Source organism: Serratia sp. Tan611 (assembly GCF_905188235.1).
Classification (GTDB): domain Bacteria; phylum Pseudomonadota; class Gammaproteobacteria; order Enterobacterales; family Enterobacteriaceae; genus Serratia_B; species Serratia_B rhizosphaerae.
This window is the reverse complement of record NZ_LR994655.1, coordinates 4,673,864-4,698,490: the sequence shown is the minus strand read 5'-3', so window position 1 is coordinate 4,698,490 and position 24,627 is coordinate 4,673,864. Positions and strand designations below refer to the sequence as shown.

21 protein-coding genes and 1 pseudogene are annotated in these 24,627 nt (G+C 56.3%); 15 read left to right on the top strand and 7 right to left on the bottom strand.

Going from position 1 to position 24,627, the window contains the following annotated elements; translation table 11 throughout:
• The first annotated feature begins 27 nt into the window (after nt 1-27).
• The 3 genes from TAN611_RS22225 (at nt 28) to iolE (ending at nt 3,060) form a co-directional block, all read left to right on the top strand.
• Nucleotides 28-1,041: a Gfo/Idh/MocA family protein gene (locus TAN611_RS22225; RefSeq protein WP_111737919.1), complete on the top strand. Its 1,014-nt coding sequence runs from the start codon at nt 28-30 to the stop codon at nt 1,039-1,041.
• Between the two features lie 131 nt (nt 1,042-1,172).
• Nucleotides 1,173-2,057: a sugar phosphate isomerase/epimerase family protein gene (locus tag TAN611_RS22220; RefSeq protein ID WP_105232966.1), complete on the top strand. Its 885-nt coding sequence runs from the start codon at nt 1,173-1,175 to the stop codon at nt 2,055-2,057.
• Nucleotides 2,058-2,163: 106 nt separating this feature from the next.
• Nucleotides 2,164-3,060 carry a myo-inosose-2 dehydratase gene (gene iolE, locus TAN611_RS22215; RefSeq protein WP_105232965.1) on the top strand — a complete coding sequence of 299 codons (897 nt, stop codon included), beginning with the start codon at nt 2,164-2,166 and terminating at the stop codon, nt 3,058-3,060.
• Between the two features lie 59 nt (nt 3,061-3,119).
• Here the strand turns inward: iolE and TAN611_RS22210 are convergent, their stop codons facing one another.
• Nucleotides 3,120-3,617 carry a GNAT family N-acetyltransferase gene (locus TAN611_RS22210; protein WP_111737918.1) on the bottom strand — a complete coding sequence of 166 codons (498 nt, stop codon included), beginning with the start codon at nt 3,615-3,617 and terminating at the stop codon, nt 3,120-3,122.
• Between the two features lie 383 nt (nt 3,618-4,000).
• On the opposite strand from TAN611_RS22210, the gene TAN611_RS22205 reads away from it, so the two are divergent.
• The 10 genes and pseudogenes from TAN611_RS22205 to TAN611_RS22160 all read left to right on the top strand — a co-directional run bounded on the left by TAN611_RS22205 (nt 4,001) and on the right by TAN611_RS22160 (nt 12,277).
• Entirely contained in the window at nt 4,001-4,696 is a 696-nt protein-coding gene (locus tag TAN611_RS22205) for a pirin family protein (RefSeq protein ID WP_203067006.1), read from the top strand.
• 120 nt (nt 4,697-4,816) lie between these two features.
• A complete protein-coding gene (gene gntR, locus TAN611_RS22200) occupies nt 4,817-5,812 on the top strand; it encodes a gluconate operon transcriptional repressor GntR (protein ID WP_105232962.1) in 996 nt (331 codons plus the stop codon).
• A gap of 245 nt (nt 5,813-6,057) precedes the next feature.
• Nucleotides 6,058-6,588 (top strand): gluconokinase, encoded by a 531-nt coding sequence (gntK, locus tag TAN611_RS22195; RefSeq protein ID WP_105232961.1) that lies wholly within the window; start codon nt 6,058-6,060, stop codon nt 6,586-6,588.
• 7 nt (nt 6,589-6,595) lie between these two features.
• Entirely contained in the window at nt 6,596-7,933 is a 1,338-nt protein-coding gene (gntU, locus tag TAN611_RS22190; protein ID WP_105232960.1) for a gluconate transporter, read from the top strand.
• A gap of 215 nt (nt 7,934-8,148) precedes the next feature.
• Complete coding sequence (asd, locus tag TAN611_RS22185) at nt 8,149-9,255, top strand: aspartate-semialdehyde dehydrogenase (RefSeq protein ID WP_105232959.1); 1,107 nt, start codon at nt 8,149-8,151, stop codon at nt 9,253-9,255.
• A 219-nt stretch (nt 9,256-9,474) separates the two neighbouring features.
• Entirely contained in the window at nt 9,475-10,323 is an 849-nt protein-coding gene (locus TAN611_RS22180) for a YPO3983 family protein (RefSeq protein WP_187043927.1), read from the top strand.
• Nucleotides 10,310-10,771: a DUF943 family protein gene (locus tag TAN611_RS22175; protein WP_187043928.1), complete on the top strand. Its 462-nt coding sequence runs from the start codon at nt 10,310-10,312 to the stop codon at nt 10,769-10,771. Before TAN611_RS22180 ends, TAN611_RS22175 begins: the two co-directional genes overlap by 14 nt.
• Before the next feature lie 72 nt (nt 10,772-10,843).
• A pseudogene (locus TAN611_RS22170) lies at nt 10,844-11,271 on the top strand (DUF943 family protein).
• An 85-nt stretch (nt 11,272-11,356) separates the two neighbouring features.
• The gene (locus tag TAN611_RS22165; protein WP_203067805.1) at nt 11,357-11,788 is read left to right on the top strand and encodes a DUF943 family protein; all 432 of its coding nucleotides are present in this window, start codon (nt 11,357-11,359) and stop codon (nt 11,786-11,788) included.
• A 42-nt stretch (nt 11,789-11,830) separates the two neighbouring features.
• On the top strand, nt 11,831-12,277 hold the full coding sequence (locus TAN611_RS22160) for a DUF943 family protein (protein ID WP_203067005.1): 447 nt from the start codon (nt 11,831-11,833) through the stop codon (nt 12,275-12,277).
• 72 nt (nt 12,278-12,349) lie between these two features.
• Here TAN611_RS22160 and glpD read toward each other — a convergent pair whose 3' ends face one another.
• The 5 genes from glpD to malT form a co-directional block, all read right to left on the bottom strand.
• Nucleotides 12,350-13,858: a glycerol-3-phosphate dehydrogenase gene (gene glpD / locus TAN611_RS22155; RefSeq protein WP_111737914.1), complete on the bottom strand. Its 1,509-nt coding sequence runs from the start codon at nt 13,856-13,858 to the stop codon at nt 12,350-12,352.
• 267 nt (nt 13,859-14,125) lie between these two features.
• A complete protein-coding gene (locus TAN611_RS22150) occupies nt 14,126-14,884 on the bottom strand; it encodes a DeoR/GlpR family transcriptional regulator (RefSeq protein ID WP_015962228.1) in 759 nt (252 codons plus the stop codon).
• Between the two features lie 97 nt (nt 14,885-14,981).
• Nucleotides 14,982-15,818 (bottom strand): rhomboid family intramembrane serine protease GlpG, encoded by an 837-nt coding sequence (glpG, locus tag TAN611_RS22145; protein WP_105232954.1) that lies wholly within the window; start codon nt 15,816-15,818, stop codon nt 14,982-14,984.
• Between the two features lie 152 nt (nt 15,819-15,970).
• Nucleotides 15,971-16,300: a thiosulfate sulfurtransferase GlpE gene (glpE, locus tag TAN611_RS22140; RefSeq protein ID WP_111737913.1), complete on the bottom strand. Its 330-nt coding sequence runs from the start codon at nt 16,298-16,300 to the stop codon at nt 15,971-15,973.
• A gap of 82 nt (nt 16,301-16,382) precedes the next feature.
• The gene (gene malT, locus TAN611_RS22135) at nt 16,383-19,097 is read right to left on the bottom strand and encodes an HTH-type transcriptional regulator MalT (RefSeq protein ID WP_111737912.1); all 2,715 of its coding nucleotides are present in this window, start codon (nt 19,095-19,097) and stop codon (nt 16,383-16,385) included.
• A gap of 386 nt (nt 19,098-19,483) precedes the next feature.
• Here malT and malP point away from each other — a divergent pair, with 386 nt between their 5' ends.
• A complete protein-coding gene (gene malP / locus TAN611_RS22130; protein WP_203067004.1) occupies nt 19,484-21,889 on the top strand; it encodes a maltodextrin phosphorylase in 2,406 nt (801 codons plus the stop codon).
• Between the two features lie 9 nt (nt 21,890-21,898).
• Entirely contained in the window at nt 21,899-23,986 is a 2,088-nt protein-coding gene (gene malQ / locus TAN611_RS22125; RefSeq protein ID WP_203067003.1) for a 4-alpha-glucanotransferase, read from the top strand.
• Between the two features lie 49 nt (nt 23,987-24,035).
• Here malQ and nfuA read toward each other — a convergent pair whose 3' ends face one another.
• A complete protein-coding gene (nfuA, locus tag TAN611_RS22120; protein ID WP_015962222.1) occupies nt 24,036-24,611 on the bottom strand; it encodes a Fe-S biogenesis protein NfuA in 576 nt (191 codons plus the stop codon).
• Between the last annotated feature and the right edge of the window lie 16 nt (nt 24,612-24,627).

The window sequence follows — 24,627 nt, the reverse complement described above, 5'->3', positions numbered from 1 at the left end:
CAGTTTTAAATCCAGAGGATAGCGAAAATGACATTAAACATTGGGGTTATCGGTGCCGGTGCGATTGGTCGCGATCATATTCGTCGTTGCAGCCAGGTGTTGCAGGGGGCCAGGGTGGTTGCCGTCAACGATATCAACCGCGATAACGCGACAGGCATAGTGGAGCAGCTGCGTCTGGATGCACGCGTTTATGACGATGGGCACGAGCTGATTAAGGCGTCGGACGTGCAGGCGGTGCTGGTGACCTCCTGGGGGCCAAGCCACGAGGAATTTGTGCTGGCTGCGGTTGCCGCCGGCAAGCCGGTATTTTGTGAAAAGCCGCTGGCGGTGACCGCGCAGGGCTGTAAAAACATCGTCGAGGCGGAGGCGCAACACGGCAAACGCCTGGTGCAGGTTGGCTTTATGCGTCCGTACGACCAGGGCTACCGCGCGCTGAAACAGGTGCTGACCAGCGGCCAGATCGGCGAGCCGCTGATGCTGCACTGCGCGCACCGTAACCCGACGGTGGGCGAGGCCTACACCACGGATATGGCGATTACCGACACCCTGATTCATGAAATCGACGTGCTGCGCTGGCTGCTGGATGACGATTATGTGTCGGTGCAGGTGGTGTTCCCGCGCAAGAGCAGCAAGGCGCTTTCTCACCTGCGCGATCCGCAAATCGTGCTGTTTGAAACGGCGAAGGGCACGCGCATTGACGTGGAGATCTTCGTTAACTGTCAGTACGGCTATGACATTCAGTGCGAAGTCGTCGGGGAAACCGGCATCGCCAAGCTGCCGGAGCCGTCGTCTGTGCAGATGCGCAGCAACGCCAAGCTGTCCAACGAGATCCTGATGGATTGGAAAGAACGTTTCATTGACGCTTATGATGTTGAACTGCAAGGATTTATCAATGACGTGCAGGCCGGGCAGCTGCAAGGGCCGTCGGCCTGGGATGGTTATGCCGCTGCGGTTACGGCTGATGCCTGTGTCGCCGCGCAGCTGAGCGGTGAAGTCGTGCCGGTATCACTGCCGCCGCGTCCTTCTTTCTACGGCAAATGATCGCCTGATTCACTTTTTATATATCCGGGGCCGTCGGCGTCTGCTCAACGCGTGAAAAAGGACGGTTAACATGTCGGCAAGGAGGCCGTGGGTCTGGCGGCCCGGGTATAGCTGCTTAACGGGGAACAACGATGAAGATCGCGTTTGATGTGGATGTCATTAAAGATTTAGGCGTCACCCAGATGGTGCAGCAGGTGGCCGACTGGGGATATAAATATATCGAACAGTCGCCGCATCCGCAGATTAACCCATTCTATAAACATCCGAAGGCCGGCCGTGAAATCATGGCGGAATACAAAAATGCGCTGAAGGCCACCGGGGTGGAGATCTCTTCGTTTATCGTGGTTTATCGCTGGTCCGGCCCGGGTGAGGATCGTCGTCAGGCGGCGGTGAAAAATTGGCGCCGGATGATCGAGATTGCGGTGGAGATGGGCGTGCAGGTGATCAATACCGAACTGGCGGGCGATCCCAATGAACCGGAGATCTGTGAAGAGCTGTGGTACAAATCCATGGAAGAACTGCTGCCTATCATTGAGCGTGAAGGCATACGCATGGAAATTCAGTCCCACCCTTGGGACTTCTGCGAGTTGAATAATGAAACCGTCGATATGGTGAAGTCGCTGCGCAGCGATCATGTGAAGTATCTGTACAGCGTGCCGCACTCGTTCTACTACGACAAAGGCAAGGGCGACGTGGCGAATATGCTGAAATATGCCGGGGATGACCTTTCCCACGTGCTGATCGCCGATACCATGAATCATACCCGCCACTGTCGTTATATCGTCAACCCGCCCGGCGTTGACGCCGCGGTGCATCAGCACGTCGGCATCGGCGAAGGAGAGATCGACTTCGATGCGCTGTTCCAGGCCCTGCGCGATATGGAATTCGCCAACCGCAACTTTAAGGTTGGCGGTGAATCGATTATTTGCACCTCCCTGTTCGGTTATCCGGAAAAGATGAAGACCCAGGCGGTTGAAACCCGGGAACGCATCGAAAGAGAACTGTTAGGTAAATAACGCCGCCGGCGATGCCCCTGACATGGCTTGTCGCGTTTCTGCGCGGGTTGCGTGATGCGGGATGGGAACAGGGTGAAGCGCCGATCTAATGACTGAGGCCCAAAAAATGAATAAAGACTATGTGAAGCTGGCGATCGCCCCGATTGGCTGGACCAATGACGACATGCCGGAACTTGGCAAAGAGAACACCTTCCAACAGTGCGTCAGCGAAATGGCGCTGGCGGGATTCAGCGGCAGCGAAGTGGGCAGTAAGTACCCGCGCGATCCGCAGGTTTTAAAGCCCATGCTGGATATTCGCGGCATTCAGATCTGCAACGCCTGGTTCAGCACCTTTTTTGCCGACGGGCAGAAAGAAAAAACCATCGATGAGTTCGTTAACCATATGAACTTTCTGCATGATATGGGCGCCAAGGTGATTGGCTGCTCAGAGCAGAGCAAAAGCATTCAGGGTACCGACAAGGCGGTATTGGAAGAAAAACCCTACTTTACCGATGAAGAGTGGCAGCGCGTCGCCGACGGCTATAACGAACTGGCGAAAATCGCCGCTGGCAAAGGCATGCAGGTTTGCCTCCATCACCATATGGGGACGGGGATTCAAACCACGGCGGAGATCGACCGCTATATGAGCATGGTAAACGATGATGTATACCTGCTGTTTGATACCGGCCATGCCTACTACTCTGAAGGCAGCCAACAGGCGATGCTGGCTATTTTGGAAAAATATTTGCCGCGCATTAATCATGTCCATCTGAAAGACGTGCGCGATGACGTGGTCGCCGAGGTGCGGGCTAACCGCTTAAGCTTCCTGGATGGGGTGAAAAAGGGGACGTTTACCGTGCCGGGAGATGGCGTCATTGATTTTCGTCCGGTCTTCAAACTGCTGGACGAGCATGGCTACAAAGGATGGATGGTGGTAGAGGCTGAGCAGGATCCGGCCATTGCCAACCCCTTCGAATACGCGGTTAAGGCGCGCCGCTATATCAAAGAGACGGCCGGTATTTAATGGCTATCACTTCCCGTGGCCGTGGCCGCGGGAGGTGTTGATTTTTTTCGTCAGCGCTTTCAGACGCCATGAAATCGCGCCATATGATAGGCATCGACCAGCTTACCGTCGCGCATGGCAAAGTGTTGGCTGGTGCCTTCTATCTCGAAACCAAACTTCTTGTATAACGCAATGGCGCCCTGATTGTCGGTGAACACCGTCAATTCAATACGCTGAATTGCCGCCCAGTTATCGCAAAGTTCGATCATGGCGCTCATCAGCGCTCCGCCGATGCCTTTTCCCTGTTGTGCAGGATCGACGCCGATACCAAAGGTAGCGACGTGACGCCGACGTAACGACTGATTAAGTTTGATCACAATCTGACCAACAACTTGTTCGTCTATGCAGGCGACCAGATTGTGCAACCCTGGCTTGGCATCAGCCAGGCGCTGTTGCCAGTGCGTGAGTGAGGGCAGCGGAAGTTGTAGCGTATCGCGGTAGACTTCTGGGTGGGCATACAGCCGTTGCAGCGCTGGTGCATCGGAGGTTTCAACGTGGCGGACGATGATTTCACCCATTCTATTATCCCTATGATTATTAGCAATATTACTCTGTAAGTTATCGGGTCTGCTTCTTTAGTCAACAATATTTAAGATTGGTCAAAAAAACGCTTTACAGATGCGAATGATAATGATTATTATTGTCATGCGTTCTCGGCAGACGGTGGCCTCACCGCTCTGACTTGAAGGCACGACATTGCTCACATTGCTTCCAGTGTTTATTTAGCCAGCTCGGGTGCTGGCTTTTTTTTTGACCTCAATCATCTACCTTTGCGCTCAACAAATCTTCTGCGGCTCCTCTGTTTATTTCATCGAAATTTTTGAACAGAGGGGTGAGTTTTTTACGCTTTCTTATTCTGCTGTCAGGTCTAGACTGTAAAAAACATTGAGGAGAGTTGAACATGATTTATTTACGTAAAGCGAAAGACCGCGGCCACGCTAACCATGGCTGGCTGGACAGCTGGCATACCTTCTCCTTTGCCAATTATTACGATCCGAACTTTATGGGGTTCTCCGCGCTGCGGGTCATCAATGAAGACCGGATTGACGGCGGGCAAGGGTTCGGTACCCATCCGCATAAAGATATGGAAATTCTGACCTACGTGCTGGACGGTACCGTGGAGCATCAGGACAGCATGGGTAATAAAGAGCAGATCCAGGCTGGGGAATTCCAGATTATGAGCGCCGGCACCGGGGTACGCCACTCCGAGTACAATGCCAGCAGCGACAAGCTGCTGCATCTGTACCAGATCTGGATTATTCCGGATACCAACGGCCTGCCGCCGCGCTATGAGCAGCGTATGTTTGATGCACCGCAGGGGCGTCAGCTGGTGTTGTCGCCGGATGCCCGCGAAGGTTCGCTGAAGGTATTCCAGGATATGACGCTGTCGCGCTGGGCGCTGAATAAAGGCGAACAGGCGGAGTATACGGTCGAAGCCGGTCGTCGCGTCTGGGTACAGGTGGTGCGCGGTTCCATTACCATTAATGACAACCGGGCAGGCGCCAGCGATGCGCTCGCTATCTGGGATGAAACGGCGCTGTCACTCCACGCCGATGAAGACAGTGAAATTCTGCTGTTTGATTTGCCACCGGTTTAATTTGCTCAGCGTTATCGGGCTCAATCTGACGATTGGGCCCTTTTTACGCCCGTTTGATATCAGCCTGCCGTTTTTTTTGCTAAAATAACCGCCCATTCACGGTTTGTCAGCTCATTGATAATGAAGAAAAAGCGGCCGGTACTTCAAGATGTTGCAGATAGGGTTGGCGTCACCAAGATGACGGTGAGCCGCTATTTGCGCAATCCTGATCAGGTTTCCGCCGCCCTGCGGCAGAAAATCGCGGTCGCGCTGGATGAACTGGGCTACATTCCTAACCGCGCGCCGGATATCCTTTCCAACTCTACCAGCCGCGCTATCGGCGTACTGTTGCCATCGCTGACCAACCAGGTGTTTGCCGAAGTGTTGCGCGGTATTGAAAGCGTGACCGACGCGCACAATTATCAAACCATGCTGGCGCACTATGGTTATCTGCCGGAACGTGAAGAAGAGCGCCTGACCTCGTTGCTCTCGTACAATATTGACGGCCTGATCCTGTCCGAACGCACCCACACCGCCCGTACCCGTAAAATGATTGAGGTTGCCGGCATTCCGGTGGTGGAACTGATGGACTGCGTATCGCCCTGTATTGATATGGCAGTAGGGTTTGATAACCATCAGGCTGCCCGCCAGATGACGCAGCGGATTATCGCCCAGGGTTATCGTCATGTGGTGTACCTTGGTGCGCGTCTTGATGAGCGTACGCTGATTAAGCAGCAAGGCTATGAGCAGGCGATGCGCGAGGCCGGGTTACAGCCATGCAGCATTATGACCAACCGTGCGTCGTCTTACTCCGGCGGTGGTGAAATGCTGCGCCAGGCGCAGCGTGACTACCCGCAAATCGACAGCGTATTTTGCACCAACGATGACCTGGCGATCGGCGCTGCCTTTGAGTGCCAGCGTCAGGGGCTATCCATTCCGCAAGATATGGCAATTGCCGGTTTCCACGGCCATGATATTGGCCAGGTGATGATGCCAAAACTGGCCAGCGTGCTGACGCCGCGTGAAACCATGGGGCAGATCGGCGCGGAGCGGTTACTGGCGCGCCTGCGTGGCGAAACCGTCAGCCCGTCGATGGTTGACGTTGGTTTCACTATTATTCCTGGCGGTAGTATTTAAGCGGTATTGCGTCGTGCCGTTTTTTGATGCCGTACCGATCCTCTCCTTTTTCCTCCCTTGGGTTCAAACGCTGACTATAATTGCTTGCTGGTTGAGATTTGACCGCAGTTAGTTTGACCGCCTTCACAGTTACGGGATGTCATTTCGCCGGTTTGTTGCTTAATTCCAGCGCGACAAAGACAATGTTACCGATAACCTGTTACCAGTAACATTTGGCACCTGGGACCCTTGAGAGCACAAAAATTATGAATAATTCACAACACCACGTTTTCATCCTGATGGGCGTCTCCGGCAGCGGGAAATCTGCCGTAGCAAGCGCCGTAGCGCATGAACTCAATGCCGCCATGCTGGATGGCGATTATCTGCACCCCCGCAGCAACATCAATAAAATGGCCGGCGGTGATGCGCTGAACGATGACGATCGGGCGCCGTGGCTGGCGGCACTGAACGACGCGATTTTTGCCATGCAGCGTACCAATGACGTTGCGCTGCTGGTGTGTTCCGCGCTGAAAAAGCGCTATCGCGATCGCCTGCGCGCAGGCAACAACAACCTGCACTTTATCTATCTGGAAGGTGAAAAAGACGTGATTGAAGCGCGTCTGAAGCAGCGTAAAGGGCATTTCTTCAAGCCGCAGATGCTGGTTTCCCAATTTGAAGCGTTGGAAGTGCCGCAGGCGGATGAGTCCGACGTGCAGGCGATTGACATCGACCAGCCGCTGGATAACGTGGTGGCCGACGTCGTCTCCTATATTCAATCCGTAACGAACCAAGGGTAAAACGATAATGGATACATTAACGCTGGTATTGACCGCCGTAGGTTCGGTACTGCTGCTGTTGTTCCTGGTGATGAAAGCGCGGATGCACGCGTTTATCGCCCTGATGCTGGTGTCGATGGGCGCCGGCCTGTTCTCCGGTATGTCGCTGGAGAAGATCACCGATACCATGCAAAAAGGCATGGGCGGCACGCTGGGCTTCCTGGCGATTGTGGTGGCGCTGGGCGCGATGTTCGGCAAAATTTTGCATGAAACGGGCGCGCTGGATCAGATCGCCGTCAAAATGTTGAAAGGCTTTGGCGAAAAGCGCGCGCACTACGCGCTGGGGATTGCCGGCCTGGTTTGCGCCTTGCCGCTGTTCTTTGATGTGGCGATCGTGCTGCTGATTGGCGTGGCCTTCGCCGTGGCGCGTCGCACCGGCGGTAATCTGGTGAAGCAGGTGATCCCGCTGTTTGCCGGCGTAGCCGCGGCGGCGGCCTTCCTGCTGCCGGGGCCGACCCCGATGCTGCTGGCGTCGCAGATGAATGCAGATTTTGGCTGGATGATCCTGATCGGCCTGGCGGCGGCGATTCCGGGCATGCTGCTGGCCGGCCCGCTGTTCGGTTCGTTTATCAGCAAGCACGTCACGCTGGAACTGCCGAAAGATATCGAAGAGCCAAGTATCGACAAGAGCAAGCTGCCTTCGTTCGGCTTTAGCCTGGCGCTGGTGCTGTTCCCGTTAGTGCTGGTGGGGCTGAAAACCATCGGCGCGCGCTTTACCGAGGAAGGCAGCTCGCTGTATCAGTGGCTGCAGTTTATCGGCCATCCGTTCACCGCGATTCTGATTGCCTGCCTGGTGGCGATTTATGGTCTGGCTATCCGCCGTGGGATGAGCAAAGATAAGGTGATGGAAGTCTGTTCGGCGGCGATCCAGCCGGCGGGGATTATCTTGCTGGTAACCGGCGCAGGCGGCGTATTCAAGCAGGTGCTGGTCGATTCCGGCGTTGGCCCGGCGTTGGGCAACGCGCTGATCGGCGCCGGCCTGCCGATTGCTGTCGCCTGTTTTGTGCTGTCGGCGGCGGTGCGGGTGATTCAGGGTTCGGCGACCGTGGCCTGTCTGACCGCTGTCGGCCTGGTGATGCCGGTGATTGGCGAGCTGGGCTACTCCGGCGCGCAGATGGCGGCGCTGTCGGTATGTATTGCCGGCGGTTCCATCGTACTGAGCCACGTCAACGACTCCGGCTTCTGGCTGTTCGGTAAATTTACCGGCGCCACCGAAGCGCAGACGCTGAAAACCTGGTCGATAATGGAAACCATCCTCGGCACCACCGGTGCGGTGGTGGGGATGATCGCCTTTACGCTGCTGTAATCATTCTGAGCTTATTAAGGCGCCTACGGGCGCCTTTTTTTATCGCGTCCGGCAGCAGCAAGCGCCGCGTGATCCGCCTTTATAAGCAGGATTGCTAACAATTGCGCTGGCATCGAATAAATTCACTTTTCGCCCGCGCTGACATTTTGTAAGGTGTGAGGATAATTGCTCATCAATGACTCAATAAGTCGTATCCTCCAAGGCAGGACAGTTTTATGAAAAACGTTGGTTTAGTCGGTTGGCGCGGTATGGTCGGCTCGGTGCTCATGCAACGCATGACGGAAGAGCGCGATTTCGACGCCATTCGTCCGGTATTCTTCTCCACCTCACAGCACGGTGCGCCTGCGCCGGCTATCGGCGGTCAGCAGCAGGGGACGCTGCAGGACGCCTACGATATTGACGCGCTGAGCGCGCTGGATATCATTATCACCTGTCAGGGCGGCGATTATACCAATGAGGTTTACCCGAAGCTGCGTGCCAGCGGCTGGCAGGGCTACTGGATTGATGCCGCGTCCTCCCTGCGGATGGACGATGAGGCGATCATCATTCTGGATCCGGTTAACCGCGCGGTCATTCAGCAGGGTCTGGATAAAGGCATCAAAACCTTTGTCGGCGGTAACTGCACCGTCAGCCTGATGCTGATGTCGCTGGGCGGCCTGTTCGCCAACGATCTGGTGGAGTGGGCGTCTGTGGCTACCTATCAGGCTGCTTCCGGTGGCGGCGCGCGGCATATGCGCGAACTGCTGACGCAGATGGGCATGCTGCACGCCGATGTGGCGAAAGAGCTGCAGGACCCGGCGTCCGCCATTCTGGATATTGAACGCAAGGTGACCGAGGCGACCCGCTCCGGCAAACTGCCGACCGATAACTTTGGCGTACCGCTGGCCGGCAGCCTGATTCCGTGGATTGACAAGCAGCTTGATAACGGCCAGAGCCGTGAAGAGTGGAAAGGCCAGGCGGAAACCAACAAGATTCTTGCCAGCTCCAGCCTGATTCCGGTCGACGGCCTGTGCGTGCGCGTTGGCGCGCTGCGTTGCCATAGCCAGGCGTTTACCCTGAAGCTGAAAAAAGACGTGTCGCTGCCGGAGATCGAACAGATGCTGGCGACGCACAACGACTGGGTGCGGGTGATCCCGAACGACCGCGAGCTGACCATGCGCGAGCTGACGCCGGCGGCCGTGACCGGCACGCTGAATACGCCGGTCGGGCGTCTGCGCAAGCTGAACATGGGGCCGGAATACCTGTCCGCGTTTACCGTCGGCGATCAGCTGCTGTGGGGCGCCGCAGAGCCGCTGCGCCGTATGCTGCGGATTCTGCTGTAATACGTTAGCGCCCTATTTCATGGCGTAATTATTTAAGCCCGCTAATTAGCGGGCTTTTTTATTTTAGCTGTTTATATTAATCACTCATGTTATTTAAATAAATAAGTCGTTATTTTTTATAGGAAATAATACTACGCCAGTGTTTACATTTTATTCGTCACGGGATTATTATGCCGGCGGAAAGATCATAATGGACGATCGCACAAGGAATGTATCACTATGTCGGCATTACAATTCCCCTGCACTATATTTAAAACCAAAAATATAATGGATGATTATGGTGCATATGATATGCGCTGCGGAGATTTATCCGCAGCGCAATTAAAAACACACTTTCATTTAGGCGATGTCTCCACGCGGGTTAATCCCTATACTCTGACGCAGCTCACGCCGTTTAACCAGCCGCATTCGCGCTTTTATGGCATGCGCGGGCAGGGGACTACGCTCACCCGGCAGGAGTGCGCCAGAATTCTCTTTGATGAATTCCGCCAGTTATCCCGCCTCTTTGCACTCTATGGCCCCTATAAACACCTGATTGAACAGATGATCAGCCATATGCAGCACGGCAACGGCACGCCGTTTAGCAGCCCACATCTGAATACCGCGTTAAAGGAGCAGATTTTGGGGGATAAGGATAAAGAAAATAGTACGCGTTTACTCTTGGAGGATGTGTTTAACCAACATATAAATTGGAGAGATAAATGTTATCCGTTAAAACATAAGAGTGAACTCGGTGGAGCTATCCTTGGTAGTAAACTTCCTAAATTTGATCGGTTTCAGGATAACTTTAATGGTATGGGGATCACTGTACATGATACCTGGTCTACGCATATCACGGTAAAATCACTGCAGGTTGATAGCGAGAGTTACCGCGCACTGGTGCACTATCGGGTACAGGATCATTTTGGTCTGGATGATGACGATATCAGGAAGGTTAAGTTTAACCAGTTTCGTTTCTTCCGTATCTGGTTTGTACTCCAGCGCTACAACCAGTTTGGTTTTCGGCCATTTATGACTAATATGGAAGCAACGATAGAGATTTCGGGGAGACGTAATGAAAAAAGGTAAAAATATTCTGTATGCACTGATATTGATGGGTGCCATACTATCAAGTTATATATTCTGGCTAACATTAAATCCAGTGGAAATTGTTGCTGTTCATCAGAGAGGTAACTATAGTGACGTACTGACGAAAAATTTCCCCTTTACTGATAAAGGGAAAATAAAATGGTGGCTAAAAAATAAAGAAAAAATGAAAGAAAATTATGATATTCCACAGCCTGCATCCTATGGATTTTTCACAATTATCTTTTGGGATTTTGGTGATGGTTATAAAGAAGCAGGGAAATATGACAGAATGTGTTTTGATGATATGAAAGATAAAGCGAACTGCATCGATAAAAACAAGATATTCACTGTTAAAAATGATAGGAACGGTGATGTTATATTTGCCTTTGGCGATGGACGCTACCGTATGGGAAAAGATGGTGAAATCGTTAAGCTCAGGCGTGAATGAAAATTAATGAACGGATCATCAGAGAAGAGATAGGGAAATATTATGAGGGTAAATAGATTATCTCTACCACTGATGTTATTGGCTTTTTTAATGTCAATGTTAGCTTTTTGGTGGAGCCTACGTTCGGTAGAAATTGTTGCTGTTCATCATAAAAATGAATTTAGTGCGGTTTTAGTTCACCATTTCCCCATTACGGATAAAGGTAAAATAGACTGGTGGATAAAAAATAAAGATAGATTAAAGAATGAGTATAAGATACCTAACCCTGCATCAGATGGTTTCTTTTCTATTACCTTTTGGGATTTTGGTGATGGTTATAAAGAAGCTGGAAAGTATGATCGGCGTTGCTTTGACGATATGCCAACCAAGAAAAAATGTATAGAAAAAACAAGGAATTTATTGTGTCAAATGAAAGAAATGGTGATACATCATTTATAACTAATGGTGATGAGTATCACATGAAGAGTAATGGTGACATTATAAAAGTCGGCGTTGATTGATAAAGTAATGAAAAATATTTTTATTGATTGGTTTTATATTCGCGATAAGGTTTATTTCGGGCGGGGTAGTCATTTTATACGCGTTATGATATATGCCGCCATGGCACTTTGTGGTTTTTTTCTTTGGTGCTATCTACAGCCGGTAGAGATTATTGCTATTCACCAGAGGGAGAACTATAGCGATGTGTTGGTGAAAAATTTTCCTTTTACAGATAAAGGAAAAATAAATTGGTGGTTAGATAATAAAAATAACCTAAAAGAAAAATATGGCATCCCTAAACCAGATTCGGATGGATTCTTTACTATTATATTTTGGGACTTTGGTGAGGGTTACAAAGAGGCGGGGAAGTATGACCGAATGTGTTTTGAGGACATGAAGGAAAAATCAAACTGCATAGATAAAAACAAAGAATTAACGGTTGAAAATGACAGGCATCACGATATTTTATTTACTGTAAGTAGTGGTATGTATCGTATGAAAAAGAATGGTGATATTACAAGGTATTATCTTGATTGACTTATATTAAAGTCTAATGGTGGTTTAATTAACAGTACAGCTATGGACAGATTTTTGTGCGCATCTATTTTATTTTTCAGTTATATATTCTGGCGTTCTCTACAACCGGTGGATATCGTTGCCGTTCATCAAAGGAACAATTTCAGCGATGTGCTGGTGAATAATTTCCCCTTTACGGATAAAAGAAAGGTCAATTGGTGGCTGGATAATAAAGATAAATTAAAAGAAAAATATGACATCCCTAACCCCGCTTCCTATGGACTTTTTACTATTGTTATCTGGAAATTTGGTGAGGGTTACAAAGAGGCGGGGAAGTATGACCGAATGTGTTTTGAAGATATGAAAGAAAAGAGAAACTGTATTGATAAAAATGTGTTGTTCATCATTTCTAATGACAGGAATAACGATATGTTATTTGTAGGGGATAATGGAACCTATCGCCTAAACAAAAACGGTGAAATAACCAAACTCAAACGCGAGTCGGATTAATTCACCGTTGATATCAGCGAGACGGCTATTGGCCGCGTATCACAGCCAATCTTGCCCCCGGCCTTTATCGGCTTAGGAAGCCAGCGACAGCGCTTTGGCTTTTGCGCGTTCCGCCAGCCACTCGCTGACGCGCGCCTGTTGCGCTTCGTCCAGCCACATACCGAGCTTGGTACGGCGCCAGATAGCGTCTTTCAGCTCCACCACCCACTCTTTCTCCACCAGGTAGCGCAGCTCCGCCTCGTACAGGCCGTGGCCGAAGTCTTCGCCCAGCTCCGCCAGGCTGTTGGCGCCGGACAGAATCAGTTCGCTGTGGCTGCCGTAGGTACGGGCATAGCGGCGCGCCAGCGCTTCCGGCAACCAGCCGTGTTCACGGCGCAGTTTGGCTGCGTAGCTGTCGCGGTCGCCGCCGATGTCGCCACCCGGCAGGGTGCCGTTCTTGGTCCAGGCCGGGCCGGCTTCCGGATAATAGTGCGCCAGTTTTTCCATCGCGTGTTCTGCCAGCTTGCGATAGGTGGTCAGCTTACCGCCGAAGACCGACAGCAGCGGCGCCTGGCCGTTATCGTCATGCACGTCCAACGTGTAATCACGGGTGATGGCCTGCGGTGAATCGGACTCATCGTCGCACAGCGGACGTACGCCGGAGTAGGTCCAGACGATATCGTCACGGCCGTACTGTTTCTTAAAGTGGTCGTTATACACTTTCAGCAGGTAGTTGATTTCGTTATCGTCAATCTTCACGTCTTTCGGATCGCCGTGATATTCCACATCGGTGGTGCCGATAATCGAGAACTCATCCATCCACGGGATCACAAAGACGATACGGTTGTCTTCGTTCTGCAGAATGTAGGACTGCGGCTGGTTATGCGCCTTCGGCACCACGATATGGCTGCCTTTGATCAGGCGGATGCCATAGGGTGATTTCAGCTTGAGGCCGTCGTCGAAGAAGTTTTTCACCCACGGGCCGGTAGCGTTAACCAGGCCTTTGGCGCGCCAGGTGAAGGTTTTACCGCTGTCGATATCGGTCGCTTCCACCATCCACATGCCGTTCTCACGCCATGCGCGGGTCACTTTGGTGCGGGTACGCACTTCGCCGCCGCGTTCCACCACTTCCTGCGCGTTCAATACCACCAGACGCGCATCGTCGACCCAGCAGTCGGAATATTCGAAACCGCGCTTCAGTTCCGGCTTCAGTACGGATTCTGGGCCAAAACGCAAACTCTTGCTGCCCGGCAGGCTGGTGCGTTTACCCAGGTGATCGTACAGGAACAGGCCGGTACGGATCATCCAGGCCGGACGCAGGTGTGGCTGGTGCGGCAGGCGGAAGCGCATTGGGAAGGCGATATGCGGCGCCAGTTTCAGCAGCACCTCACGTTCAGCCAGCGCTTCGCTCACCAGACGGAATTCATAGTGTTCCAGGTAGCGCAGGCCGCCGTGGATCAGTTTGGAACTGGCGGAAGACGTAGCACAGGCCAAGTCTTGCGCTTCCAGTAGCAGTACGGACAGGCCGCGCCCGGCAGCATCCGCCGCGATGCCGGCACCGTTGATGCCGCCACCGATAACGATCAAGTCTTTGGTTTCCACGTCATCTTCCTCCAGATGTTCGAAATAGCTCTTTTATGTTCGTTTTCGCTCATCATTGTAATCAAAAACCAACAAACAAGCCAAGAGTTAACCAAACAAAAACATTCACGCGTGATAAAGATAACAGTTTAGCGACTATAGACACACAAAGTGAGTGGCTTTTCCCACAGAATAAGGCGCCGGCAAACGGGCGACGGGAGGATAACGGGAGGGCGTTGTTCAGCCCCCTTCCGGGCGGAAGGGGGAATCAGAGCTGAGTGAGGAGACTCAGCACAGTTCCAGCTGTACGTCGTACTGCTCGATGATTTTCATGACGCCGGGCGGCGGCAGCTGGTCGGTAAACAGATAGTCGATCAGATTCATATTGCCCAGGTTGACCATCGCGTTGCGGCCGAACTTGGAGTGGTCGGTAACCAGCATGACGCAGCGCGAGTTTTCAATAATGGCGCGCTTGGTGCGCACTTCATGGTAGTCGAATTCGAGCAGTGAGCCGTCCATATCAATGCCGCTGATGCCGAGGATGCCGTAATCGAGGCGGAACTGTGAGATAAAGTCCAGCGTCGCTTCACCCATAATGCCGCCGTCGCGGGTACGCACTTCGCCGCCGGCCAGGATCAGGCGAAAATCCTCTTTGGCGGTGAGCAGGGTGGCGACGTTCAGGTTGTTGGTGACGACGCGCAGGTTCTTATGGTTCATCAGCGCGTGCGCCACGGCTTCCGGCGTGGTGCCGATATCGATAAACAGAGTGGCGCCGTCCGGGATCTGGCTGGCGACGCGCTGGGCGATGCGGTCTTTTTCCTCTGACCACATCACCTTACGGTCATGGTAGGCGGTGTTCACGGAGCTGGACGGCAGTGCGGCGCCGCCGTGGTGGCGCTGAATTTTATTTTGATCGGCCAGGTCGTTCAGATCGCGGCGAATCGTCTGTGGGCTGACGTCAAAATGCTCCACCAGTTCTTCAGTGCTGACGTAACCTTGCAGACGGACCAGCTCGATAATTGCGTCGTGACGCTGTGTTTGTTTCACGGTAATCCCCTAATACGCCGATATACCCGTCGGGTGAAGTTTGCCGAATTTTTTACCCGTAATCTTTTGATAGGTAAAGGTATAGTGTTATTGAGCGTTATTGTTCGTTGTGCGCGCGATGACGCGTGTCCCAAAATGCCATCAGCAACCCTAACACTAAACCGGCCACGTGTGCCGCGTTGGCGATCGACATTCCTAAAATATCGAAGTAGCCGGCGACCAGCCACAGTACGGAAAATATCATCAGGCCGCGCGGCAGCATCAGCCCGCGCTCCGGCGCCCGTTCGCCGCTGAGCCAGCTGTAGCCCATCAGCGCATAGACTACGCCGGACAGGCCGCCAAACAGCGCCCCGCTGAACAGCGATTGCGCCCAGCCGCTGAAGAAGGCCGACACCACGGCCAGCACAAACAGTTTACCGGCGCCGAGGCGTTTTTCCATCGGCCCGCCGAGGTACCACCACCAGAGCAGGTTAAAGGCGATGTGCAGCAGTGAGAAGTGAAGAAACGCATGGCTGATCCAGCGCCACAGCTGCGTATATTGCTCGCTGTTCTGCGGCCAGGAGAGCCAGTACATCACGCTGTCGTCGCCCACTACCTGCATCAGCACATACACCAGAATACACAGCGCCATCACGCTCAGGGTCAGCGGGCCGGCCTTGCTGCGGATAATCTGCAGGTAGGAGTCGTGCGGATAGTGCAGCTCGGCGGCGGTGCCGCCGGTTTGCCAGCTGGCGGCCTGATAGCGGCGGTTGAGCGGGTCGCGCATAAACTGCTGCAGTTCGTGTTGCACCTGTTCCAGCCGCGGTTCATCCGCCAGCCAGATCTCTGCGCTGTCCTGGCCGTGGCGCAGTTCCAGCGTAATGCCCTGCGTCGCCATATAGTCGACAAACGCCAGTGCCAGGCGGGGATTGGATACGGCGATCACTCTAATCATAAGTAGGGAGTTTCCGTCTTGCGTCGATGCGTTGTGGCCGTTGCAGATACCGGCGATGGCTGATTATAACGTTGAAACCCGATGTCGCAGCACCGACCTGTGGAAAATCGTGCAGGCAGGGGGAAGAACAGGGCGCTGGCGCGCCCTGATGATTATTCGGCGGAGGTTTCCACATCCTGCGGGTATTGACGCAGCCAGGCCTCAAAGCCGCCGTCGATGCTGTACACCGCATCAAAACCCTGATTCAGCAGATACTGCGCAGCGCCGCGGCTGCTGTTGCCGTGGTAGCACATCACCATCACCGGACGATCGAAATCGTTTTGCTGCATAAAGGTTTGCAGCGTGGCGTTGGTGAGATGAAATGCGCCCGGCGTATGCCCGGCGGCGAAACTCTGCGGATCGCGGATATCGACCAACGCCGCGCTGCCGTCTTGCCAGCGGCCGTGCGCCTGCTCAACATTGATCGCTTCAAACTGTTCCATGACTTCCAATTGCCTCGTAATTAGGGGACGCCGGCATTGTAACCAATTCCGCGCGCATAAAGACCAGACTAACACTGCGCCTTTATGCGCCGTATCCCATCATCTGCAGCAGCCGCTGCGCCTGCTGCACCGCTTCCTGCCGGTGGGCGACCCCCAGTTTCTGATACAGATTGCGGATATGCGTTTTGATGGTGGTGGCCGCCACCGCCAGCTCGCCGGCGATTTGGTCGTTGCTGTAACCGGAATAAATCAGCCCGAGCACCTGCCATTCGCGCTGGGTGAGCGGGCTGGTGCGGATAAGCTCAGGCACCTGCGGGTGCGTCAGCAGCTTATCGACGAAATTCTCGTCAAAATGCGCGAATTTATGCCGGTGATGCTGGTTGATATCGCGCAGAATGCGCTGGGCGCGGTGCTGTTCCAGCTCCGGCAGCGTATTGAGCTGGATCAGCTGGCGCAGCTGCTGCGCCATGGCTTCGCCCTCAATCACAAAGTGGCTGATAAAGCCGGTGCGGTTGGCCAGCGTCAGCGCTTCGATCAGGGCGCGCTGGGCGTCGCTTTTACGCTCGGTCTGCCAGTAAAGCTGGTTGCTCAGCAGCAGGTTACGGTTGAGATCGCTGATCAGCCGCAGCCGGCGGGCGTTATCGTTCAGTTCGTCCAGCACCACTTCGGCCTCCTGATAGCGGCCAAGCAGAATCTGCACCCGGGCGATATTGCGCCACTGTCCCTGGGTGAAATGGTTGTCCGCCATGGCGGGCTTTTCGCACTGGCTCAGCCAGCGCGCGGCGGCGGCGGTGTCGCCGGTCATCTGCCAGTGGATGATGCGCGGTTTATCGGCATTGGTCAGCCAGTCGCGGTGATACTGCGCACCGTGCTGCAGGGTTTCGCAGCGCTGCAGATAGGCATGGGCGTTATCCAGATCGCCGCGCGCCAGCGAGCATTTCGCCAGCATGGCAAGGCACTGCAGCTGTTGCTGGGGCTGGTAGTTGGCCAGCACCGTCAGGCCCAGCCGGGCGGTGTCCTCCGCCTCATCCAGCCGCGACCATGACCACAGGATCTGCGCGCGGATGCGCAGCAGAAATTCATGCATCGGCAGCTGTTCCAGATGCTGCTCGCGGATCAGTTCGAACGCTTTATCCTGAGTTTCGTATGCCGCCTGCAGGAACCCCTGGGCGATAAGAATTTCGCTCTGCTGCAGCAGCGCCCACAGCGCGTAGTGATAGGTCTGATGGCGGCGGGCCATCTGCTCGGTCTGCTGCATCATCGGCAGGGCGCGCGTCAGCTCGCCTTTGCAGTGGTGAATCTCGCCGGTGACCGAAGTGGCGACGATGCGGCTGTAGTAACTGGATAGCGGCAGGTGCTTCAGCGCCTGCGTCGCTAACCGTTCCGCTTCTTCCGGCTTGCCGGCGTTGATCGCTACCTGCGCCCGCAGCGCGTCGAATTCGGCACGCAGCGTCGCGTCGACGGCGATCTGCTGCTCGCGCATTGCCTGCTCGGCCCGCTCCAACTGGGTGTTGACCTCAATATAGCGGTGCTGGCTCTGCGCCAGCCAGGCCTGCAGCAACGCCAGTTTGGGGTTCTGGATCAGGCGCTCGTAAGGCAGGGCGTTCAGGCACTCCTCCAGCAGCGCCAGTTCGCTGTGGTGGAACAGCGACCAGGCGTGCTGCAGCAGAATATCGCGCAGCATGCTGATGTCGTTGGCCGCCAGCGCATGGTGAATGGCTTCGGCCGGGTAGCCGAGCGCCAGCCAGCCTTCGGCGGCGGCGCGGTGCAGCCCCGGCAGCTCCAGTGCCAGCTCCCACTGGCAGCGTTGGCGCAGGAAGGAGGCAAACAGCGGGTGGAAGTTAAACCATTCGCCGGTATCGTCCATGCGGTGGATAAACATGCCCTGCCGCTCCAGCTCCTCCAGCCGCTGCTGACCGTTGTCCTCGCCGGTCAGGCGCACAATCAGCGCGTCGTTCATCGAACGCAGCACCGAGCAGCGCAGCAGGAAGGCGCGCGCGCTGGCGTCGACGTGATCCAGCACCTCATCCACCAGATAATCGGCCAGATGGCTGGCGTTCAGCCCGGCCAGTCGTTTCGCCGACTGCTGCGCCGAGGCGCTGGACTGCCGGGCCGACAGGGCAATCAGCTGCAGCGCGGTGGCCCAGCCGGCGACCTCATCGCACAGGCGGCTGCTGTCCTGCTGCGCCAGCGGCGCGGGCAGCCGGCAGTCGAAAAACTGTTTGGCTTCCAGATGGTTAAACGCCAGTTGCTGACTGCCCAGCTCCAGCAGCTGATCGCGCACCCGCAGGTTGGCGATCCCCAGCGGCGGCAGCGTGCGGGACAGCAGAATCAGGGTCAGATTTTCAGGCTGATGGCGCAGGAAAAAGCGCATGGCTTCATGAATGACGTCGTTGGTGATCAGGTGGTAATCATCAATCACCAGATACAGCGGCTGATGCCAGTCCGCCAGTTCGATAAACAGCTGGCCAAACAGCGCGGACAGGCTGGCGTACTGATGCTTTTGGCTGAGTGCCTCGCTTTTGACGCATTGCCCGCCGGTCGCCTGCTGCAGCGCGGCGATCAGGTAGCTGGCGAAGCGCTCCGGCTGGTTATCGCTCTCATCCAGCGAATACCAGCCCAGCTCGCCCTTGGCCGCCGCCCACTGGGCGATCAGGGTGGTTTTCCCGTAGCCGGCCGGGCTGTTGACCAGCGTCAGGCGATAGTTGGCCGCGCCGGCCAGTTTCGCCAGCAGGCGATCGCGTACCACGGTATTTTGCAGCCGTACCGGGCGGCTCAGTTTTGATGGGATCAGCATAGTCGTCCAGATATAAAGCGCGGTTCCTGCCGCCGAAATCTGCCCGCAGGGGTCGTTGAAACGCGTTTTTGCCCGCCGGGATTGGAGAGACGATTAATTATTTTATAGCGCGTAATTAATCACCTTGTTTAACTTCTGCCAACGTTAAGCGTAATGCAACAAGCTTCCGTTTTGGCTTGGCGGGAAGTTGCAGTCGATCACACTTTTTTACATCTCGGCGTCAGCGTTTTTCATCGCGCCCGGTGGCTGGCACAGTGCCGCAGATCACACTTTCAGCTACGCCCCAATCCTCCTCCCCAGCTAATCCCCGGGCGGGAGGATGTTCCGTTTTTCTCCGCCCGGCAGGATAGCCGACATTGACTTACTTATCGGATAGAGAGCCTCCTATGTCACAGCCTACGCTTAAAAAGGACGTTTTTCTGGCGGCACTGACCCGCCAGTGGCAGCACCTCGGACTGCGTTCCGCCCAGCAGATGACGCCGCACCAGTGGTGGCAGGCGGTCAGCGGCGCGCTGGCCGAACAGCTGGCGGCGCAGCCTGCCCCCGTGCGGCAGGACAGCGCGCAGCGCCATGTGAACTATATTTCGATGGAATTTCTGATTGGCCGCCTGACGGCCAATAACCTGATCAATCTGGGCTGGTATGACACGGTGGCGGCGGCGCTGGAGGAGCAGGGGATTCAACTGGCGGACGTGCTGGAGCAGGAAACCGATCCGGCGCTGGGCAACGGCGGGCTGGGGCGGCTGGCCGCCTGTTTCCTCGATTCGATGGCGACGGTGGGACAGCCGGCGACCGGCTACGGGCTGAACTACCAGTACGGGCTGTTCCGCCAGTCGTTCAGCGGCGGGCAACAGCAGGAAGCGCCGGACGACTGGCAGCGCGAGAGTTACCCGTGGTTCCGTCACAATGCCGCGCTGGCGGTGGATGTCGGCATCGGCGGTGAGCTGGAAACCCTGGCGGACGGCCGCGAACTGTGGCGACCGGCGCAGGTGCTGCGCGGCGAAGCCTGGGATCTGCCGGTGGTGGGCTACCGCAACGGCGTCAGCCAGCCGCTGCGCCTGTGGCAGGCCACGCATGCGCAGCCGTTTGATCTGGGCGCGTTTAACGACGGTGACTTCCTGCTGGCGGAGCAACAGGGCGTTGACGCCGCCAGCCTGACCAAGGTGCTGTACCCGAATGATAACCATCAGGCGGGCAAACGCCTGCGCCTGATGCAGCAGTACTTCCAGTGCGCCTGCTCGGTGGCGGATATTCTGCGTAAACACCATCAGGCCGGGCGACGCATTGAAGAGCTGGCGGACTATGAAGTGATTCAGCTCAATGACACCCACCCGACCATCGCCATCCCGGAAATGCTGCGCATTCTGCTGGATGAACACCAGCTGGCCTGGGATGATGCCTGGCGCATCACCAGCCGCACTTTCGCCTATACCAACCATACGCTGATGCCGGAGGCGCTGGAGTGCTGGGATGAAGAGCTGGTGTGCAGCCTGCTGCCGCGCCACTTCTCGATAATCAAACAGATTAACGCCAACTTCCGCCAACGGGTGGAGCAGCAGTGGCCGCAGAACGAGGCGGTATGGGCCAAACTGGCGGTGCACTATGACAAGCAGGTGCGCATGGCCAACCTGTGCGTGGTCAGCGGCTTTGCGGTCAACGGCGTGGCGCAGCTGCATTCGGATCTGGTAGTCAAGGATCTGTTCCCGGAGTATCACCAGCTGTGGCCGCAGAAATTCCATAACGTCACCAACGGCATTACGCCGCGCCGCTGGCTGAAGCAGTGTAATCCGGCGCTGTCGGCGCTGATCGACAGCCGGCTGCAGAGAGAGTGGGCGAGCGATCTCGACGCGCTGCAGGGGCTGGAGCAGTACGCCGACGATGCCTCCTTCCGCCAGCAGTACCGGCAGATAAAGCGCGACAACAAGGTGGCGCTGGCCAACTATGTGCACGGCGTGATGGGGCTGAAACTGGATCCGGACGCGATTTTCGACGTACAGATCAAGCGCCTGCATGAATATAAGCGCCAGCATCTGAACCTGCTGCATATTCTGTCGCTGTATCGCCAGCTGCGCGATAACCCGAACCTGGAAATGGCGCCGCGGGTGTTCCTGTTCGGCGCCAAGGCCGCGCCGGGCTACTACCTGGCGAAGAACATCATCTATGCGATCAATCAGGCGGCGGAGAAGATCAATAACGATCCGCAGGTGAAGGATCGTTTGAAAGTGGCGTTTATCCCGGACTATCGCGTCTCCGTGGCGGAGCTGATGATCCCGGCGGCGGATCTGTCCGAACAGATCTCCACCGCGGGCAAAGAGGCCTCCGGCACCGGCAATATGAAGCTGGCGCTGAATGGCGCGCTGACCATCGGCACGCTGGACGGCGCCAACGTGGAGATTGCCGAGCAGGTTGGCGCGGACAATATCTTTATCTTCGGTAACACCGTGGAACAGGTGAAGGCGTTGCAGGCCGGCGGTTACGATCCGCTGCGTTACCGGCAGCAAGATGCGCAGCTGGATGCGATTCTCACCGAGCTGGAAAGCGGCGCATTGAGTCACGGTGATAAGCAGGCGTTTGAAATGATGCTGCACAGCCTGCAGGCCGGCGGCGATCCTTATCTGGTGCTGGCGGACTTTGCCGACTATTGCCAGGCGCAGCAGCGGGCCGACCGGCTGTATCGCGATACGCAGGCGTGGACGCGCAGCGCCATTCTCAATACGGCGCGCGTCGGTATGTTCAGTTCGGATCGGTCGATTCGCGATTATCAGCAGCGCATCTGGCAAACCCGGCGTTAAGGAGAGTGAATGGATCGTAACAGCATCGACCGGGCGGCGGCGCAGGCGGGCATTATGGCCGACTATGTCAATGCCCACGGCCAGCAGCAGGCCATCACGCCGGAAAGCAAGCGCGCTTTGCTGGCGGCGATGAACAGCAAGGCGGCGTCGGCCGGCGAAGCGCCGCTGCCGCCGGTAAAAGTGTTTTTCCAGCGTCAGCCGATCGTGCTGCCGCTGGCGGGCAGCGGCGAATATGGCTGGGAGCTGATCCGCGAAGACGGCGTCCAGCTGCAGGGGCGCGCCGGCGCTGGCAAGACGTTTACCCTGCCTGCCGGGGAACTGCCGCTCGGCTATCATCAGCTGCGTTTAACGCAGCAACAGCAGAGCTGGCAGTGCCGGTTGATTATCGCCCCCAGACGCTGTTATGAACCGGACGCGCTGCTGACCGGTAAAAAACTGTGGGGCGCCTGTGTGCAGCTGTATACGCTGCGTTCCGACAGCAACTGGGGTATCGGCGATTTCGGCGATCTGCGGCGGATGGTGACGGAGGTGGGCGAGCGCGGCGGCGCGTTCGTCGGGCTGAACCCGATTCATGCCCTCTATCCGGCAGATCCAAACAGCGCCAGCCCGTACAGTCCGTCATCGCGGCGTTGGCTGAACGTGGTGTATATCGACGTCAACGCGGTGGAGGACTTCCAGCTCAGCGCTGCGGCGCAACGCTGGTGGCGTCAGGCGGCGACTCGTAAACAGCTGGCGGCGGCGCGTGACAGCGAATGGGTCGACTATGCGGCGGTGACCACTCTGAAGCTGACGGCGCTGCGGCTGGCCTTCAGCCAGTTCCAGACGCGGGCGGCCGATGACCCACAGCGCCAGGCGCTGCGTCTGTTTGTCGCCGAGGGCGGCGACAGCCTTTATCAGCAGGCGGTGTTCGATGCCCTGCATGCCCACCTGTGCGCACAGGATCCGACGCTGTGGGGCTGGCCGGTGTGGCCGTCGGCGTACCGTCAGAGCAACGGCGAGGCGACGGCGGCGTTTTGCCGCGACAATCAGGAGGAGGTGGCGTTCTACCTGTGGCTGCAGTGGCTGGCCGCGGCGCAGTTTGCCGACTGTTTCGCCTGCTGCCGGCAGCAGCAGATGCCGATCGGCCTGTATCGCGACCTGGCGGTCGGCGTGGCGCAGGGCGGAGCGGAAACCTGGTGCGACCGCGAGCTGTATTGCCTGCAGGCGTCGGTGGGGGCGCCGCCGGATATTCTCGGCCCGCTGGGGCAAAACTGGGGTCTGCCGCCGATGGATCCGCACGTGATGGCGGCGCGCGGCTATCAGCCGTTTATCGACCTGCTGCGCGCCAACATGGCCGACTGCGGCGCGTTGCGCATCGACCACGTCATGGCGCTGCTGCGCCTGTGGTGGATACCCGCTGGCGCCACCGCCGACCAGGGCGCCTATGTCAAATATCCGCTGGACGATTTACTGGCGGTGCTGGCGTTGGAGAGCCAGCGTCAGCGCTGTATGGTGATCGGTGAAGATTTGGGGACGGTGCCGGTGGAAATTGTCGGCAAGCTGCGCGACAGCGGCGTCTATTCCTACAAGGTGCTGTATTTCGAGCGGGACGACGAAAACCGCTTCCGCGCGCCGCAGGCCTATCCGGTGCAGGCGATGGCGACTGTCACCACCCATGATTTACCGACGCTGCGCGGCTACTGGCAGGGCGATGACCTGCGGCTGGGCGCTTCGCTCGGCCTGTACCCGGACGCTGGGGTGCTGGCGGGGCTGTACGCCGACCGCGAACGGGCCAAACAAGGATTGCTGGACGGCTTGCACCACTATGGCTGCGTGCCGCAGAAGGTGGGCGGCAAGGCGGCGCGGCTGGCGATGAGCCCGTTGCTGAACCGGGGGCTGCAGCGCTATGTGGCGGACAGCGCCAGCGCGTTGCTCGGGCTGCAGCCGGAAGACTGGCTGGATATGGCGGCGCCGGTGAATGTGCCGGGCACCAGTACGGAGTATCCTAACTGGCGGCGTAAGCTGTCGCAGACGCTCGAAACGATGTTTGCCGATCGGCGGATTGCGTTGCTGCTGAAAGATGTAGACCGCCGGCGGCGCAACGGTTCGGTGGGGTAGGCAGTCGGCACCATGCCGCCGTGACGGCATGGTGTCCGTGGCGGCACGCTTAGTAGTAAGAGTGCTCGCCGCGCTGGTGTTCGGTCAGATCGCGCACGCCCTTCAGTTCCGGGAACTTCTGCAGCAGCTCTTTTTCGATCCCTTCTTTCAGCGTAACGTCGACCATGGAGCAACCGTTGCAGCCGCCGCCGAACTGCAGAATGGCGAAGCCTTCATCGGTGATCTCCATCAGCGTCACGCGGCCGCCGTGGCCGGCCAGCTGCGGGTTGATTTGCGATTGCAGGACGTACTCGACGCGCTCCAGCAGCGGCGCATCGTCGTCTACTTTACGCATTTTGGCGTTCGGCGCCTTCAGCGTTAACTGCGAGCCCAACTGGTCAGTAACGAAGTCGATTTCGGCGTCTTCCAGAAACGGCGCGCTGATCTCATCAACGTAGGCCGACAGTTTGTCGAACTTCAGTTCGGTGTCCGTCGCTTCTACCGCGTCAGGCGGGCAATAAGACACGCCGCACTCGGCCGTCGGCGTACCCGGATTGATCACGAACACGCGGATCTGGGTGCCTTCCTCTTGATTTGCCAGCAGTTTGGTAAAATGTTCCTGTGCAGCATCTGTTATACGAATCATAGCATTAGCTCAATAG

Excerpts from the sequence above, each read along its gene's own strand:
- TAN611_RS22225 (WP_111737919.1), top strand. The coding sequence starts at position 28 with ATGACATTAAACATTGGGGTTATCGGTGCCGGTGCGATTGGTCGCGAT.
- TAN611_RS22220 (WP_105232966.1), top strand. The coding sequence starts at position 1,173 with ATGAAGATCGCGTTTGATGTGGATGTCATTAAAGATTTAGGCGTCACC.
- iolE (WP_105232965.1), top strand. The coding sequence starts at position 2,164 with ATGAATAAAGACTATGTGAAGCTGGCGATCGCCCCGATTGGCTGGACC.
- TAN611_RS22210 (WP_111737918.1), bottom strand. The coding sequence starts at position 3,617 with ATGGGTGAAATCATCGTCCGCCACGTTGAAACCTCCGATGCACCAGCG.
- TAN611_RS22205 (WP_203067006.1), top strand. The coding sequence starts at position 4,001 with ATGATTTATTTACGTAAAGCGAAAGACCGCGGCCACGCTAACCATGGC.
- gntR (WP_105232962.1), top strand. The coding sequence starts at position 4,817 with ATGAAGAAAAAGCGGCCGGTACTTCAAGATGTTGCAGATAGGGTTGGC.
- gntK (WP_105232961.1), top strand. The coding sequence starts at position 6,058 with ATGAATAATTCACAACACCACGTTTTCATCCTGATGGGCGTCTCCGGC.
- gntU (WP_105232960.1), top strand. The coding sequence starts at position 6,596 with ATGGATACATTAACGCTGGTATTGACCGCCGTAGGTTCGGTACTGCTG.
- asd (WP_105232959.1), top strand. The coding sequence starts at position 8,149 with ATGAAAAACGTTGGTTTAGTCGGTTGGCGCGGTATGGTCGGCTCGGTG.
- TAN611_RS22180 (WP_187043927.1), top strand. The coding sequence starts at position 9,475 with ATGTCGGCATTACAATTCCCCTGCACTATATTTAAAACCAAAAATATA.
- TAN611_RS22175 (WP_187043928.1), top strand. The coding sequence starts at position 10,310 with ATGAAAAAAGGTAAAAATATTCTGTATGCACTGATATTGATGGGTGCC.
- TAN611_RS22165 (WP_203067805.1), top strand. The coding sequence starts at position 11,357 with ATGATATATGCCGCCATGGCACTTTGTGGTTTTTTTCTTTGGTGCTAT.
- TAN611_RS22160 (WP_203067005.1), top strand. The coding sequence starts at position 11,831 with ATGGACAGATTTTTGTGCGCATCTATTTTATTTTTCAGTTATATATTC.
- glpG (WP_105232954.1), bottom strand. The coding sequence starts at position 15,818 with ATGATTAGAGTGATCGCCGTATCCAATCCCCGCCTGGCACTGGCGTTT.
- glpE (WP_111737913.1), bottom strand. The coding sequence starts at position 16,300 with ATGGAACAGTTTGAAGCGATCAATGTTGAGCAGGCGCACGGCCGCTGG.
- malT (WP_111737912.1), bottom strand. The coding sequence starts at position 19,097 with ATGCTGATCCCATCAAAACTGAGCCGCCCGGTACGGCTGCAAAATACC.
- malP (WP_203067004.1), top strand. The coding sequence starts at position 19,484 with ATGTCACAGCCTACGCTTAAAAAGGACGTTTTTCTGGCGGCACTGACC.
- malQ (WP_203067003.1), top strand. The coding sequence starts at position 21,899 with ATGGATCGTAACAGCATCGACCGGGCGGCGGCGCAGGCGGGCATTATG.
- nfuA (WP_015962222.1), bottom strand. The coding sequence starts at position 24,611 with ATGATTCGTATAACAGATGCTGCACAGGAACATTTTACCAAACTGCTG.